General features: G+C 42.6%; 13 protein-coding genes. 5 read left to right on the top strand and 8 right to left on the bottom strand.

All coding sequences use genetic code 11. The features are described from left to right. Positions 1 to 21: 21 nt before the first annotated feature. A complete protein-coding gene (locus OCK74_RS06050; RefSeq protein WP_279296114.1) occupies positions 22 to 1,194 on the bottom strand; it encodes a class I SAM-dependent rRNA methyltransferase in 1,173 nt (390 codons plus the stop codon). Positions 1,195 to 1,816: 622 nt separating this feature from the next. Between OCK74_RS06050 and OCK74_RS06045 the strand changes: the two genes are divergently transcribed. After that, the gene (locus tag OCK74_RS06045) at positions 1,817 to 2,386 is read left to right on the top strand and encodes a nucleotide exchange factor GrpE (protein ID WP_279296113.1); all 570 of its coding nucleotides are present in this window, start codon (positions 1,817 to 1,819) and stop codon (positions 2,384 to 2,386) included. A gap of 139 nt (positions 2,387 to 2,525) precedes the next feature. Beyond that, on the top strand, positions 2,526 to 3,686 hold the full coding sequence (gene dnaJ, locus OCK74_RS06040) for a molecular chaperone DnaJ (protein ID WP_279296112.1): 1,161 nt from the start codon (positions 2,526 to 2,528) through the stop codon (positions 3,684 to 3,686). A 114-nt stretch (positions 3,687 to 3,800) separates the two neighbouring features. Here dnaJ and OCK74_RS06035 read toward each other — a convergent pair whose 3' ends face one another. The 5 genes from OCK74_RS06035 to OCK74_RS06015 all read right to left on the bottom strand — a co-directional run bounded on the left by OCK74_RS06035 (position 3,801) and on the right by OCK74_RS06015 (position 9,942). Beyond that, on the bottom strand, positions 3,801 to 5,540 hold the full coding sequence (locus OCK74_RS06035) for a YfbK domain-containing protein (RefSeq protein ID WP_279296111.1): 1,740 nt from the start codon (positions 5,538 to 5,540) through the stop codon (positions 3,801 to 3,803). Between the two features lie 293 nt (positions 5,541 to 5,833). Further along, complete coding sequence (hpt, locus tag OCK74_RS06030; RefSeq protein WP_279296110.1) at positions 5,834 to 6,379, bottom strand: hypoxanthine phosphoribosyltransferase; 546 nt, start codon at positions 6,377 to 6,379, stop codon at positions 5,834 to 5,836. Continuing rightward, the gene (locus OCK74_RS06025) at positions 6,379 to 7,608 is read right to left on the bottom strand and encodes a glucosaminidase domain-containing protein (RefSeq protein ID WP_279296109.1); all 1,230 of its coding nucleotides are present in this window, start codon (positions 7,606 to 7,608) and stop codon (positions 6,379 to 6,381) included. The genes hpt and OCK74_RS06025 overlap by 1 nt, the downstream gene beginning before the upstream one ends. Positions 7,609 to 7,692: 84 nt before the next feature. After that, positions 7,693 to 8,331 (bottom strand): O-methyltransferase, encoded by a 639-nt coding sequence (locus OCK74_RS06020; RefSeq protein ID WP_279296108.1) that lies wholly within the window; start codon positions 8,329 to 8,331, stop codon positions 7,693 to 7,695. A 51-nt stretch (positions 8,332 to 8,382) separates the two neighbouring features. After that, the gene (locus OCK74_RS06015) at positions 8,383 to 9,942 is read right to left on the bottom strand and encodes a sodium:solute symporter (RefSeq protein WP_279296107.1); all 1,560 of its coding nucleotides are present in this window, start codon (positions 9,940 to 9,942) and stop codon (positions 8,383 to 8,385) included. Between the two features lie 797 nt (positions 9,943 to 10,739). Between OCK74_RS06015 and OCK74_RS06010 the strand changes: the two genes are divergently transcribed. Further along, on the top strand, positions 10,740 to 11,312 hold the full coding sequence (locus tag OCK74_RS06010) for an LOG family protein (RefSeq protein WP_279296106.1): 573 nt from the start codon (positions 10,740 to 10,742) through the stop codon (positions 11,310 to 11,312). A gap of 19 nt (positions 11,313 to 11,331) precedes the next feature. Here OCK74_RS06010 and OCK74_RS06005 read toward each other — a convergent pair whose 3' ends face one another. Beyond that, complete coding sequence (locus OCK74_RS06005) at positions 11,332 to 11,532, bottom strand: hypothetical protein (RefSeq protein ID WP_279296105.1); 201 nt, start codon at positions 11,530 to 11,532, stop codon at positions 11,332 to 11,334. After that, positions 11,510 to 12,079, bottom strand: a complete 570-nt coding sequence (locus OCK74_RS06000) for a hypothetical protein (RefSeq protein WP_279296104.1) — start codon at positions 12,077 to 12,079, stop codon at positions 11,510 to 11,512. The genes OCK74_RS06005 and OCK74_RS06000 overlap by 23 nt, the downstream gene beginning before the upstream one ends. 372 nt (positions 12,080 to 12,451) lie before the next feature. Between OCK74_RS06000 and OCK74_RS05995 the strand changes: the two genes are divergently transcribed. Together OCK74_RS05995 and OCK74_RS05990 are read left to right on the top strand one after the other, a co-directional pair. Further along, positions 12,452 to 12,604, top strand: coding sequence for a hypothetical protein (locus tag OCK74_RS05995; RefSeq protein ID WP_279296103.1), 153 nt, complete (start codon positions 12,452 to 12,454; stop codon positions 12,602 to 12,604). Between the two features lie 144 nt (positions 12,605 to 12,748). Next, a complete protein-coding gene (locus tag OCK74_RS05990) occupies positions 12,749 to 15,394 on the top strand; it encodes a GNAT family N-acetyltransferase (protein WP_279296102.1) in 2,646 nt (881 codons plus the stop codon). Positions 15,395 to 15,480 lie beyond the last annotated feature (86 nt).

The following is a 15,480-nucleotide window of genomic DNA, read 5'->3' as shown; positions in this document are numbered from 1 at the left end:
TTAGAGATACCAATCCTACGCTTAATCCACTTCCACAATCAAAAACTTCAGGTACTGAGTATTTTCCATGCCCCAGATGATAGGGTGGTCAGACGATTGTGTTTGAAACGTAACCTGACGGATATTTCTTCTGACATCCTTGGCCGCCATCTCTATGATTTGTAGGAAAAGTTCCGGGTTCACAAGATTGGTACAAGATGAAGTCACAAGGAAACCACCTGGCTTCACCAGTTTCATCCCCCGCAAATTGATCTCCTTATAACCCGTAATCGCTTTCTGGATATTCGCCCTGCTCTTGGTAAAAGCTGGCGGATCAAGCATTACTACGTCATATTGGCGGCCATCTTTGCCCCATTGCTTCAATACATCAAAGGCGTTCGCAGTCTCAAAACGGCAGGTCTTTTCCAAACCATTCAGGGCCGCATTCTTGTTGGCCTGGGCAACCGCATTTTCAGAAATATCAAGACCCAACACACTTTTAGCCCCATAATACGCAGCATGTATTTCAAAAGTACCAGTATACGTAAAAGCACCAAGTACATCTGCTCCTTTTACGATATTTTGGATGGCCTTGCGGTTATCTTGCTGATCCAGGAAATACCCGGTCTTTTGACCATTCTCAATATCAACATGAAACTTCAAACCATTCTCATTGATAATGATCTTGGTGTCAAAAGGCGCAGATAAAAAGCCTTTATGTTGTGGCAACCCTTCCAACTCCCTTACAGGCACATCATTCCTTTCGTATACACCCTTGGGAGAAAACACCGTATTCAGCGCCTTTACAATGGCAGGCTTCCATTTATCGATACCAAGCGCCAATGTTTGCAGCACGAAATAATCGTTGAACTTATCAATGATCATCTGTGGCAGCCCATCGGCTTCACCAAACACAAGACGGCAGTTTTCCGTATAGCCTATGTGCTGCCTGTATTTCCAGCATTCCCTGATCTTATTAAGAAAAAACTCATCGTCAATCACATCACTCTTCTTCCGGCTCAATAGACGCACCATGATCTGCGACTGCTGGTTGATGTACCCTTTACCTGTGAACTTACCGTCATGGTAAAAAACATCAACAATACTTCCCTCTTCAGGATTCCCTTCAACCTTTTCCACTTCATTGGCAAAGATCCATGGATGCCCACCTGCGATCCTGGGCGCTATCTTTCTCTTTAAAACTACTTTCGACATTTTGCAAATGTAATCCACCAAGTCACAAGTTTACATGTTTACATCACACACCCTCCTCCCCTCTCCTCGCTACCCACTACACCCACCACCCAACCTCAAATTTCAAATTCCAACCCCCAAATCTCAACATCCCCAAATCCCCTCTATCATCTATCATCTTCTCCTCCCCCATCCGTCATACCAATTGTGCCTTATAGTAATCTTATAGAAAACTTACAGTAAAGTTATAGTAAACATATAGTAGAGTTATAGTAAACATTAGCCGTACATCCTAACTATATCCTCCTCGACCACTCCTATACTAATCCGTATCAACCCCGTATCTACCATATACCTATGCCCTACTTTCCCCCTTATCTATCCACCCATACCTTCAGTATAGTTCAAGCATACCTGAAGCACACTTACAGCATACCTGAAGCACGAAACAGTTTTTGACCTCTCCTGATCCCATCACTCCCCTACCTAATCCAGGTTCAAACACTCCCCCATCTCCCTTAGATTACGTGCCTGCTCGCCCCTCCTCATTTAAAAACTAAGTAAACTTTAAGACAATTTGTCTCTATCTGGCTTATTGGCAATGGATTTGTCAGCTACCTTTGCAAACAATTTTTGTTTTGATATGAAGCACAAGGATTTTAAGGAAAAAGAATCAGCAACACCAGAACAAACCAGCACCCAGGAAGTGAACATGGAAAATACAAATCAGACCCAAACAGAAACTGTTTCTGAAGGTCCTGAAGTAGCAGAAGTAGCACAATTGAAAGCACAGGTTGACGAATTGAAAGATAAATACCTACGCCAGGCAGCAGAGTTTGACAACTTCAGACGCCGCACTGCCAAAGAACGGATCGAACTAATACAGACCGCTGGCCGTGATGTAATTGAAAGCCTGCTGGAAGTATTGGATGATTCAGAAAGAGCACAAAAACAATTAGAAGAAGCTCAAGATATCAACCAGATCAAAGAAGGTGTCTTACTGGTATTCAACAAACTCCGTAACACCTTGACAGCTAAGGGGTTAAAACCAATGGACGCCAAGGGCAAAGAGTTTAATCCGGATCTGCATGAGGCAATTACAGAAATTGAGGTAGGCGAAGAAATGAAAGGAAAAGTGGTTGATGAAGTGATCAAAGGATATTACCTGAATGACAAGATCATTCGTTTTGCTAAGGTTGTGGTGGGAAAGTAGATGCCCTTGCCTCCTTGAAAGGGAGACAGAAAAGGGGTCTCAATAATATAGTTAAAAGATTCTTTAAAAGATAAATAACTTCCAGCCTTAACAGGTCGGGCTCATTAGCTTACCGGGGTACAGAAGTGAACAAAGCTATATGGCTAAAAGAGATTACTATGAAATATTAGGGGTGTCCAAAGGCGCTTCTGCGGATGAGATTAAGAAATCTTACCGTAAAGTGGCTATGCAATTCCACCCCGACCGTAACCCGGGAGACAAAGCTGCTGAAGAAAAGTTCAAAGAGGCTGCTGAGGCTTATGAAATTTTAAGCGATACTGACAAAAGAGCGCAATATGACCGCTTTGGACATGCCGGTGTCAGTGGCAATGGTCGTGGGCCACATCCGGGTGGTATGAACATGGATGACATCTTCAGCCAATTCGGCGACATCTTTGGCGAAGATGTTTTTGGAAGTTTCTTTGGTGGTGGCGGAGGCAGAAGCCGTGGCGGCCAGCGTACAAGAGGCACTAGAGGCAGCAACCTGCGCATTAAGCTTAAGCTGAATTATGAAGAGATTGCCAAAGGCGTAACCAAGAACATCAAAGTTAAAAAGTATGTTCATTGTAATACCTGCGGTGGCAGTGGCGCCAAGGACAAAGGCAGTGTGCAAACCTGTTCTACCTGCGGTGGCAGTGGCCAGGTTCGCAAAGTAACCAGCACATTCCTTGGACAAATGCAAACCGTAACAACCTGCCCTACTTGTAATGGCGAAGGCTCTACGATTACAGCTAAATGTAACAGTTGTCATGGCGAAGGAAGGGTTTACGGTGAAGAAACTGTAACGATAGATATTCCAGCAGGCGTTCAGGAAGGTATGCAACTGAATGTAAGTGGTAGAGGTAATGCGGGTGAGCGCGGTGGTATGCCCGGCGACCTGATCATCCTGATCGAAGAAGAACAACATAAAGAACTGCAACGCGAAGGTCTGAATGTCGTTTATGACTTGCACATTTCGTTTACTGATGCAGTATTTGGTATACAGGCCGAAGTACCAACCATCGATGGCAGGGCTAAAATTAAGATTCCTGCAGGTACACAAAGTGGCAAAATATTCAGGCTGAAAGGCAAAGGCTTCCCGGCTGTAAACAGTTATGAAAAGGGCGACCAGTTGGTACATATTAATATATGGACACCACAGAACCTTACCAGCGAGGAACGTGCAATGCTTGAAAAGCTGAGCCACTCCACTAACTTTAAACCGAATCCTGACAAGAATCAAAAGAACTTTTTCGATAAGATGAGAGAAATGTTCAATTAATTGATTCAATACTTCTTTTATAAGCAACCATCTTAATATACAAAAGGCTGTCTCAAATACCAGAGACAGCCTTTTACTTTTGTGCCCTTCCCATTTAACTACTAACAGGAACAACTACCAGTAATTCTTTCTCCTCTTTTTACCGTAAATGCTTTTGGCAATTTGTACCAGGGTCAGAAATTCTTGTTCGGATACGCTGGTTGCGTTTGCTGATTGGGTAGCAATGTCCAGGACATCATTCCATGAGGCATTTTTAGCATGGCGGGAATTCTGCAAAAGCATACCGAACAGGGCAACGGATGAAGCGAACTGATAGCTATTATCCACATTGTTCCATGATGTGAACGAGACCTCTGGTTCCTCGGTTTGCTCAAATTCCCGGTGGTTACTCGGCAATTGATACTGAAGGGTAAAACGTACTGGTCGCAAATGATCCATTATCGTTTTCTGTACAGGCATGATCTCAAAGACCACTAAAGCTGAATACCCAGAACCTATTTCTCCACCCTCAATAGTAGCTAATGTATCCTTTATTGCACCAGCCTTGTTGTCAAAGCCAATCAAACGGTATTCCTTAACCACCGAAGGATTGAATTGCACTTTGAAATAAGTTTCATCAGCCACTGTATAGATGGTTTGCAGGAATTCTTTTAGTAAGACTTTTTCTGCTTCTGCGTACGTATCGATATAAGCAAAATTGCCATTACCCTTCTGCGCGAGAATCTGAATCTTTGAATCTTTATAATTACCCATTCCTACCCCCAGGCAGGTTAAGTAAATGCCGGCATTTCGCTGTTCAGTGATCATTTTCTCCAGGTCTTCTTCCGACTGTAGACCTACGTTGAAATCTCCATCTGTTGCTAAAACAACCCTATTGTTTCCCTTTCTTATATAATGGCTTTTAGCCAGCCGGTAAGCCAATTTAACTCCGGCTTCGCCAGGAGTAGAACCTCCGGGTGTAAGGCTATCAATAATGTTTAGGATCTTTTCTTTTTCAGCCCCGCCGGTGGGAGGTAACATAACACCGGTAAACCCTCCATACACCACAATTGAAACTGAGTCTATTGGCCGAAGGTTATTGACCAAGCATTTAAAGCCGGACTTCAATAGAGGCAGCCGGTTAGGTAAATCCATAGAGCCTGACACGTCTATCAAAAAGACAAGGTTAGTGGGTGGCAGGCTATCCAACTTAATCTTTTTAGATGAGATGTTGATGAAGAGTAACTGGTTCTCATCATTCCAGGGGCATTTTGTAAGCAGAGGTTTTACGCGGAACATTTTCCCTTGAGCAGGTTCTTCGTAATTAAAGTTGAAGTAATTCAGCATCTCTTCTATGCGAACAGCATCGGAAGGCACAAATGCATTGTTCTTTAAAAACCGCCTGATATTACTGTAAGATGCTTTATCCATGTTCAGGCTAACCCCGGTTGACGGATACGCAGAAGTATTGATAAAGTGGTTTTCAACCAGGCTGGCATAAGTTTCATCACCAGTAAACCACTGCTGCTGCACATCTCTTTTCAGGTTTTGTGTTAGCGATAAGAGCTTATAAGGAGAAATCTTTCCCGTTTCTGCTTTCTTTAAAACTACCGTGATAAAATCAGAGGTATTGACTGCTAGCTTCAATTTTTGATAACCAGAGAGTGAAAAGGTTAATGTGTCGCAAGCTTTGGAGGCAGGAAGGCCAAAAGCACCAGATGAACCAGAGGAAAAAACATAACCCGTACTCTGTTGAAGGATAGCAGCATTAGGCAAAATATTACCTTCTTCATCTTTAACTTCTCCCCTGATGTAATGTTGAGCCATTACTGAATGAAAAGTCAAAAGAAGTATTACAGAAAGCAGTCTTTGCATAATATGGCGGACAGATATTTGCTGAGTACAAAACACTAATTAGGGACAGGTTTTAGCGAAAGAATGCTGCTTTAAAGATAAGCAGAACAATTTCTATTCAACTCAATACGCTAATCCCAGTGTAAAATAAACAGTTTCTTCATCAGCCATTAAACGTGAATGGCTTAGATCTATACTACCAAACTTATGATGGTATAACTATAAAAAAATGCACAAATCCTTAACTCAGCAATTTAAGTAAGGATTTGTGCACATTGCGGACCTTATCAGTCCACCTTAGTTCATTTTCCTATTCACTCATTATTCCCGTCCAGCTGGTAAATTTCCTTTAAGTTCCTGCCTAAGCCGTTGTAATCTAAGCCGAATCCAACAACAAACTTGTTGGGAATGGAAAAACCTACATAATCTATATTCAAAGGATGCTGTAGTGCTTCTGGTTTATGCAACAGGACAGCTATTTTAAGAGACGCTGGCTGTTGGTGGTCCAGCTGTGGTAAAAACTTGTGGAGGGTTTTACCAGTATCAATGATATCTTCTATGATTACTACATCTCTGCCATACAGGTCATGATCCAAACCAATAGATGTTACCACATTACCGGTAGATTTCATTCCTTTATATGAAGCGAGCTTAATAAAAGTAATTTCTGCTTCAATAGTAAGATGCTTGAATAAGTCGGAAGCAAACATAAACGCCCCATTTAAAATTCCAATAAACAAGGGTTTCTTGCCTTGATAATCCTTATTGATGGCCTCCGCCATTTGCACAATTCTTGCCTGGATATCCTTTTCCGTAAGATAAGTGCAGAAAGTTTTGTCGTGAACAGTGACTAATGACATTACATTTTTTTAATTCGTAATTGTTGGCCGGTTTTCAAGTCAACAGAAGACAATTCGTTCCATTTAAGAACATCGTCCATGCTTACCGCGTACTTTTTAGATATAGAATACACAGTTTCCTTTGGTTGAACAACATGAACCAGGAAGGCATTATTGGTTTCTGCAGAAGCAGCCACCATATTATTTGACATTGTATTGATCACGCTTACACTAGCTATAGCAGTAGCCAGTTTGGGCATAGCCGGAGCCTTATGGCGGAGATATAATGCCTGGCCGGCTTCGGGTTGCATGTTTTCTTTTAAGAAGTTGTAAGCCAACAGACTTTCCAGGCGAATGCCCTCTGCCTGGGCAATATCCAACAGGGTTTCATTTGCAGATACTGTATGATAATCTGATGAACCTGATTTACGCTTGCGCTGAACATAAACCAATTGGTCGCGGTCAGCTGTTTCCTGGGGTTTCAGGTCGTTGAAATCAAATAAACGGTGTAAAGGAACATGATGCTCATTAGCAATACTTAAATAAGAAGTACCCCTGGGAACATACACCACTCTAGTCTCATTGATCTTAAATAGTCCTGAAGGATAAACAGCCTTTGTGATCTCTGGCTTCACCTCTGTTTTTACTACTGCATTTACGATTTGCGGCTGCTCTACAGAAGAAGGGGTTTCAGATTTAACCCAGAATACATCAGGTCCCTCCGTTTTTTGCCCCATGGCAATGAGCGTATAATCCTGTAACTGGAAATCGCGAATGAGTTTGATCAGGATTTGTGGATACTTAGGATTTGTAGCATAGCCAGCCCTTTTCAGTCCCCATGCCCATCCTTCAAAATCTGTAGGATCCAGACGGAACAGGGAGGCATAACGGGCACCGCTTTTCAGGAAGTCGGAATGATCTCTATAGGAGTCAGCAGGGTCTGCATATTTGCGGAAGCATTCACCAGGTGCGTCATCATCATGGGATACAGACTCACCAGTCCAGGTGCTCTTACACTTAATACCAAAATGGTTGTTTGATTTTAATACCAAAGCACTTTGACCTGCAAAAGTTTCATGAACACCCTGGGCGAGTGTGATGGAAGCCGGTACCCCGGTACGCTTCATCTCCTCGATAGCCAGTTCCTTGTATTTAACAATGTACTCTTTGATAATGTCGGCAGGCTGGGCAATACATAACTTGCCAGCCAGAGCAATCACTAGTACGAAATAGATTTTGAGTTTCTGCATGGGATGTGTTTTCAATCAGTCTTTGTTTATTTTGTTTTCCGGTTTACTGGCTACCAGGATGTAATTCATAAGCCACTAAACGCCTCATAACTTTCTCATCAGCAACAGGCCGTCGCGTAAAGGCAGCATTACCTTTTCCACATCGTTGCAGGAGAGGACAAAATCGTTAAAAGCCTGGATAGCTTTGGCGTTTTTACCCTTTATTTCCTCCGTTAACACCTGACCGTGAAAGAGCACGTTGTCTGCGAAAATAAATCCGTTTTGACGCACTTTTGGCAAAACAAGGTTAAAATAATTCATGTAATTTGTCTTGTCTGCGTCAATGAAAACCAAATCGAACATTTCATCCAACTCACCGATTACTTTTAACGCATCACCGATATGCAAAATTATATTGTCTTTGAAAAAAGACCGCTGAAAAAATCCCTTTGCAGTCGCAGCATCGCTTTCCCTTAGTTCTATCGTGTGTAAAACGCCGTTAGGTTGCAAGCCTTTAGCCAGGCAAAGAGCACTATAACCGGTAAAGGTTCCTATCTCAAGTATGCGCTCTGGGCGTATCATAAAGCTTACCATTTCCAGGAATTTACCCTGCAACCGGCCACTGAGCATATGAGCCTTCGGATGATTGGCTTCCGTGTACTCAGCAATCTCTTTTAATAATGAATCTTCCTCAGAAGTATACTTTCCGATATAGGCTTCAGCTTTGGGGGAGGTGATGTCCATCTAGTTACAATATTGGGTTACAAGATAAAGGCTACGGATTAGGGTTCTATCCTAGTATTTTACTTCCTCCAATTTGCCTTGTTCTTTCAATTTTATACTTTCCTCTTTTCCGGAGATCATCCAGAGACCTAAAAAGGTAAGCAAGCCATTATAGATGAGCAGCTCGTACCCTATTTTAAAAGTACCAAACACTGAAGTTGAAAACGCGTTCATTTGATCCACCCAGGCTCCATCTAATTTTAGCTGTTTCTGCCACCATCCAATATTGTTCACAAAATCGATTCCTAAAATCAGCAGAGGAGCTAACAGGCAAACGTACAACGCCAACCTATCGTTCACGACCCTGCGGGTAAGAATACCGAATGCAAATAAACCCAAAAGAGGTCCGTAAGTAAAGCCGGCTACTTTTAAGATAATATCAATAATAGATTTGTTATCCATTAACTTAAAGCCAATCACCAGCAGGAAAAAGATAAAGGCAAAAGTAAAATGGACAGTAAGGCGGATTTTCTTTCTTTCCTTTTCGGATAGATCTTCTCTTCTCTTTATTCCTAGAATATCGATGCAGAAAGAAGATGTTAGTGCTGTTAAAGCGCCATCGGCACTAGGGAACAAGGCTGATATCAGACCGATGATAAAAATGATGGAAATAGCAGTCGGCATGTATTGTAATGCAATGGTTGGGAACAGGTCATCGCCAGGCACTGTTATGTTATTTGTTTTAGCATACAGGTAAAGGATGCCACCCAGGAGGAGAAACAGGAAGTTCACCATCACCATGATAATGCTGAAAGTCATCATGTTCTTTTGTGAATCCTTTAATGTTTTCACACTAATGTTCTTTTGCATCATCTCCTGGTCGAGGCCGGTCATGCCAATGGTGATGAACATACCACCCAGGATATTCTTTAGATAAAAGCCCGCAGAATGAACATCTGTATTAAAGATCCTGGTCAGGTTGTTCTGGCTCAACTCATGCAAGGTGGAGTTGACAGAATGCCCCATGTTGGACATGATATAGGCAATGCAAACCACAAGCCCTAGCAGCATGAATGTAGTTTGAAGGGTATCTGTATACACGATCGTTTTTACGCCGCCTTCGAATGTATAAAGCAAGATGAGCAGGAGGATAATAAAAGTTGCTAATCCAAAGCTAATGTGCAGGTCTCTTAAAATGAAAATCTGCAATACATTGATTACCAGGTACAGTCTTGCGGTTGCTCCTAGTGTTCTTGAGATAATAAAAAACAGAGCGCCGGTTTTATAAGACACCATACCAAACCGGTGTTGCAAGTAATTATATATGGAAGTCAGGTTAAGCCGGTAATAAAGTGGAAGTAACACGAATGCCACCACGAAATATCCTAACAGGTAACCGATCACAACCTGGAAATAAGAGAACGCTGCCGTCCCAACTGTTCCGGGTACAGATACAAATGTAACGCCGCTCAGGGAGGTGCCGATCATACCGAATGCCACCAACATCCAGTTGGACTTTTTATTTCCTATAAAGAAAGAATCATTGTTGGAATTGCGAGACGTGAAATAAGCTACCACCAGCAGCAGCACAAAATACCCTAACACAAATGAAAGCAAAAGCGCAGATGACATAAATTGTTATTTATCAATATAAGTACGGTACCGATTTATACCCCTACCCTGTCTTTAAGACCTGGCAGGGTCCGCAAAGAAGCAGAATTTTTGAAGATAAAAAAATTTGTTTTGCCTGGTTAATCCCGCCATAGTAATTATCAAACTTTTACACATTGCTTGCATTCCAAGTTTGCATCAAGCTTAGAGGGGAGTATTCAGATCTGAACCGGGGCTGGGGATTTCGGATTTCGGAATTTAGAGATTTGGTGTTTGGAGTTTGAAGTTTGAAGTTGGGGGGCAAAACTTGGAAGGTGGGGGTTGGTTTTGTATCTTTAGGCGCAGCTCCATTGCCTCCGTTCAGGGCGTTCTGCCTATAGGTTGTTTTCCCCTTATTTATGAGCATTTGCTCCATTCAGATCGAAGCATAGTCGAACCATAGTCGAAGGATGGTCGAAGGATGGTCGAAGTAGCCTCGGCTTAAGTACGGCTGATGTATACCTAAAGTACGCCTATGGTACGGCTTAGATACGGAGTAGGCATCCAGTCTGCATGGAGTATGTATGGGGTAAGTAGAGGGCATGGAGGGTTGCTGTTGGAATACGCTAGCCCTACTTTAGGTATACTTATGGTATGCTTCAGGTCTACTTAAGGTACGAAGGATGGATTCTGTTGAAGTGGACAAAAGCGGTCATTTGCTGCCATTTGCGGTCAGGGGGCAGGAGATTTTTACATTAAGATTTTGTGATATTTAGGGGTGTGACAAATTGTTAAAGAAAAACCATAAACTTTGATCTATTAACCAGCAATTCTGAATTATGATAGGATCTCTTGCGATTTTCTGTGGGTCGAAGGCGGGTAATAATCCCTTGTACATTCAGCAGGCCAAGGAGCTTGGTATTTTGATGGCAGCACATCATATTACTATGATATATGGTGGTGGCAAGAACGGTTTGATGGGCAGCGTTGCCGACGCTATAATGGAAAGAGGAGGAACGGTACGCGGTGTGATCCCGCAATTACTGATTGAATGGGAAAGCCAGCACAATGAAATCAGCGAACTGCTGGTGGTGGAGGATATGCACCAGCGCAAACGGACTATGTATGAATGGTGCGATGCCGCACTGATTTTACCGGGCGGGTTCGGAACCCTGGATGAGCTTTTTGAACTATTGACGTGGAATCAGCTTTCCTTACATGATAAAAAGGTATTCATTCTAAATGCGGCGGGCTTTTATGATAATTTACTGGACCATTTACAGTTGCTGACACGGGAAGGATTTTTATACGGGGAACTTGATGAGCAGATCACCGTGTTGAAGGAGCCCGGGGAGTTGGTTCAGTATCTAGGAATTGCGAACAGACAAGAAGCATTTGACAATAGGAAATAGAGAATCGACGCTGGATGCGCTATTCTTTAGAGGCCAACTTTTCGCAGACATCTTTGAAATACATAGCTTTTTCGAGGGATTCGGCGAATACCAATATGCCGGTTTCGCGGGGAGAGTAACCTTCCTGCAGGCTTTCATTGTTTAATTGGTCTTGCATCCAAGCTTCGTAAATCGGCTTTTTCTTCTTTTGGATATTGTTAGAAGCCGATGTTGTATCCAAAGTTTATAATGGGCTGGTTGCCGTATGGAGAGCTTGAATCCTGTAGCAAATCATAAAAAACAGATATTATGGTTGCACCACGGCCGGCAGGGAACACCAGACCTGCTCCTCCCAAGAGGCTTGGAACGATTTTATTGAATTTGTTTTCATAAGGTGGAGTCGTATAAAATTTTTCATTACCGAATACATAATTTGCTTCGGGTTGAATCTGAAGCATCAAGTTACGGATTGGATAAAACCGGCCAAAAATATTTAAGCCAACTACTCCTTGCGAAACTTTACTGTAATCAGCACCATTATCGTAGTGATTTTTGATGCTTGAGTATTGAAAATTGACACCGCCACCTGCTGCCAGCATTTCTGAAAAACGGTAACCAACCAAGGGTGATACATTGATAAGCGTATAATCTCCAAAACTCAAACCGAAGTTGCCCCCATAGAACCAAGGATTAGCGGGTGCATTTCCCCCTGCATCCTGAGCCTTCAGCAATTGAGAAAGACTAACAAAAATTAGTAATGTAAGCAGATTTCTTAAGCCGTTTTTCATATTTTATTATTTGTTTTTTGGATTTATCCACTATCCGTTGAGTAGTACGGAATTCGCATTTGGGCATCCGCCCGAAGCGAACAAACGAGAAACGCCTAAAGTGAAAACTTAGTATAAACTATAACTACCAGAAAAGCAGAAATATCATAAAACATTAGTCCAAAATTCTAATTTTCAACAAAGTGACGATCAAATCCAAATTCTTGACTGTTTAATAGGGGCATACTTCATCCATTAACCCCACTATTTTTCATAACGTAGTGCCCTTTCAACAACTTTTAAACAGATGGGCTTTGATTTGACCCAAGTTCAAGTTAATATTACAATGGCATGCTTTTTAGCTTTATTCTATAAGTTCAAAAACCAAATATCATGGAGACAGTGAGAAAGAATATAAGCAGAGCAGAGACAGAAGTTCGCGACGATTTCAACCTGGGAGCAGCCATCACGGTCATGCTCATCTTATTAATGTTTATTGCGGCAAGCTTTTATGTTTTAATTTCCAGTTATATGGAAATTAATTAAATTCATATGGTGTAAATGATATTTACACAACTGGGGCGTTGCCATAAAACGAAACCACGATTTATTAAGGGGCTGCTGCCCCTTTTCTAATGCATGAGATGCAAGAGTACTGGTAAGCAAAGTTAACCTCACTACTTTTGCTTCATGTTTGATGACTTGACTATTTCTGCAGCTACGATCAGTGATGTTCCGCAACTGGTTCAATTAGTGAATAGTGCTTACCGTGGTGAATCTTCAAAGAAAGGCTGGACGACGGAAGCGGACTTACTAGGTGGCATCCGCATAGATGAAACATCGTTAACAGATCTGATCAAAAGACCAGGTGCGTGTTTATTAAAATGCACGAATAATAGAGGTGAGTTTTTAGGTTGCGTGTACCTGCATCATTATCAAGATGAAATGTATTTAGGCATGCTTACCGTATCACCTGAAAGCCAGGCCTCAGGAATTGGGAAGCAGCTCCTAGAAGCTTCAGAAGAATACGCAAGACAAGAAGATTGCAAGGCGATTACAATGACGGTCATCTCGATACGCAATGAATTGATCGCCTGGTATGAAAGAAGGGGGTTTCATCTTACAGGAGAAAAGCAGCCTTTTCCAAACGACCCGAGATTTGGCATTCCGAAACAGCCACTGGAATTTGTAGTAATGAAGAAGAAGTTAATTCACAACAAGCATACTAATCAAGGTAAAGAACATATAACGCAATCCAGAACTGTAGATACTATGACTGACGCTCACGACAATCCTCTTCTAAAGCGATGGGAAGGTCCATATGGAGGAGTACCGCCATTTGACAGTGTTGAGGTGCCACAATTCAAGCCTGCACTTGAAGCAGCCATGGCAGACAATCTGGACAAGGTGAAACAAATTGCCTCTAATGCTGAAGCTCCGACATTTGACAATACCATTGCGGCTATGGAACGTGCGGACCGAACATTCCGTAACGTTCATATTGTTTATAATATCTGGAGCGCGAACATGAATAGTCCAGAGTTCCAGTTGGTAGAACGTGAAATGGGGCCAAAGATCGCAGCCTTCTCAGATCAAATTATTCAGAACGAGCAATTGTTTCAGCGTATTGAAGCTGTATATCAATCACCTGAGAAAGCAAAACTGACTCCAGAGCAGCAACGACTTACCTGGCACTATTACAACAACTTCGTCCGTGCCGGAGCGAAACTTAATGCAGCCGATAAGGCACGATTGTCCCAGATCAATCAACAACTGGCCAGACAATTTACACGGTTCAGCCAGAACGTGCTTGCTGATGAGAGCGAGCAATATGTTGTACTGCAAAATGAGGCTGATCTTGAAGGACTTCCTCAATCAGCGCGTGATGTAGTCACTGCCGCAGTAGCTGCGAAGAAAATTACTGGGGTGGGCATCATTACAAACACCCGTTCATCTGTTGCCCCTTTTCTTACTTACTCCAGCCGACGCGATCTACGTGAAAAGGTATGGCGGATGTTTATCAGTCGCGGTGATAATGGAGGCGAACATGACAATAATGCAATTAGTACGGAGATCCTGCAACTCCGTGCACAGCGTGCCCAGTTACTGGGTTACCCCACACATGCACACTGGCGCCTGGAGAACACCATGGCGAAGACTCCAGAGAAGGCTATGGAATTGATGGAAGCTGTATGGAAGCCTGCAGTAGCGCGCGTGCAGGAAGAAGTTGCCGATATGCAACAAATTGCCAGTAAAGATGGTGTCAACAAGATTGAGCCTTGGGATTACAGTTACTACGGAGAGAAGGTAAGAAAAGCGAAGTATGACCTGGATCAAGATGAGGTAAAACAATACTTACAGCTGGAGCAATTACGTGAGGGCATGTTTTGGGTTGCAGGAGAACTCTTCGGCTTTAGTTTCACGTTAGTATCAAACATTCCAGTTTATCATCCTGATGTTCGTGTATGGGATGTAAAAGACAAAACAACAGGTAGACACGTAGGCCTGTGGTACTTCGATCCTTACACACGAACTGGCAAGAAATCCGGTGCCTGGATGAATGCTTACCGCCGCCAGGAACAAATGGATGAACCAATAACTACCATTGTTTCGAACAACTCCAATTTTGTGAAAGGGAAACCAGGAGAACCCGTGCTCATCTCCTGGGATGATGCCAGTACTTTGTTTCATGAATTCGGTCATGCCCTGCATGGACTTTCTTCCAATGTCACTTATGGATCGCTTGCCGGGACAGCTGTTTTCCGTGATTATGTAGAGTTCCCTTCTCAACTTCTTGAACACTGGTTATCTACACCCGAAGTACTTCAGCGCTTTGCCCTTCATTATAAAACCGGCAAGCCGATCCCAAAGGATCTTGTAGAAAAGATTGAAAAAGCATCAACATTTCAACAAGGATTTGCTACTACAGAATATTTAGCGAGCGGACTAATTGATATGAAGATCCATTTGGCGGGTACACAGAAAATTGATCCGGATGCATTTGAGCGGGAAACTCTTGCCCAGTTGGGCATGCCGAGTGAGTTGGTGATGCGGCACCGTCTCCCCCACTTCTTGCATATATTTTCGAGTGACTCCTATTCTGCAGGTTATTACAGTTACTTATGGTCGGATGTCATCACTGCCGACGCTTACGGTGCATTCACTGAAGCTGGCGGCCCTTATGACAAAGTAGTTGCCAGACGTTTGTATGAGTATGTTTTTTCTGTTGGTAATACAATTGATCCAACGGAGAGTTATCGCTTGTTCAGAGGACGTGATGCGAAGATCGATGGACTGATGCAAAAGAGGGGGTTTCCTATTAACAACGTACACTGATTTTTCCGGGTAGATAGCCAAAGAATTTTTTGTAAGCTGCAGAAAAGCTGCTGATGTTGTTGTAGCCGGTGTGAAAGTTTACCTGC

Source organism: Paraflavisolibacter caeni, assembly GCF_025628885.1.
In the GTDB taxonomy this organism is placed as follows: Bacteria; Bacteroidota; Bacteroidia; order Chitinophagales; family Chitinophagaceae; genus Flavisolibacter; species Flavisolibacter caeni.
Note: the sequence above shows the minus strand (reverse complement) of the source record. Positions and strands in the feature narration are given on the sequence as shown.

Coding starts and splice junctions, on each gene's coding strand:
- OCK74_RS06050 (WP_279296114.1), bottom strand. CDS start 1,194: ATGTCGAAAGTAGTTTTAAAGAGAAAGATAGCGCCCAGGATCGCAGGT.
- OCK74_RS06045 (WP_279296113.1), top strand. CDS start 1,817: ATGAAGCACAAGGATTTTAAGGAAAAAGAATCAGCAACACCAGAACAA.
- dnaJ (WP_279296112.1), top strand. CDS start 2,526: ATGGCTAAAAGAGATTACTATGAAATATTAGGGGTGTCCAAAGGCGCT.
- OCK74_RS06035 (WP_279296111.1), bottom strand. CDS start 5,540: ATGCAAAGACTGCTTTCTGTAATACTTCTTTTGACTTTTCATTCAGTA.
- hpt (WP_279296110.1), bottom strand. CDS start 6,379: ATGTCATTAGTCACTGTTCACGACAAAACTTTCTGCACTTATCTTACG.
- OCK74_RS06025 (WP_279296109.1), bottom strand. CDS start 7,608: ATGCAGAAACTCAAAATCTATTTCGTACTAGTGATTGCTCTGGCTGGC.
- OCK74_RS06020 (WP_279296108.1), bottom strand. CDS start 8,331: ATGGACATCACCTCCCCCAAAGCTGAAGCCTATATCGGAAAGTATACT.
- OCK74_RS06015 (WP_279296107.1), bottom strand. CDS start 9,942: ATGTCATCTGCGCTTTTGCTTTCATTTGTGTTAGGGTATTTTGTGCTG.
- OCK74_RS06010 (WP_279296106.1), top strand. CDS start 10,740: ATGATAGGATCTCTTGCGATTTTCTGTGGGTCGAAGGCGGGTAATAAT.
- OCK74_RS06000 (WP_279296104.1), bottom strand. CDS start 12,079: ATGAAAAACGGCTTAAGAAATCTGCTTACATTACTAATTTTTGTTAGT.
- OCK74_RS05995 (WP_279296103.1), top strand. CDS start 12,452: ATGGAGACAGTGAGAAAGAATATAAGCAGAGCAGAGACAGAAGTTCGC.
- OCK74_RS05990 (WP_279296102.1), top strand. CDS start 12,749: ATGTTTGATGACTTGACTATTTCTGCAGCTACGATCAGTGATGTTCCG.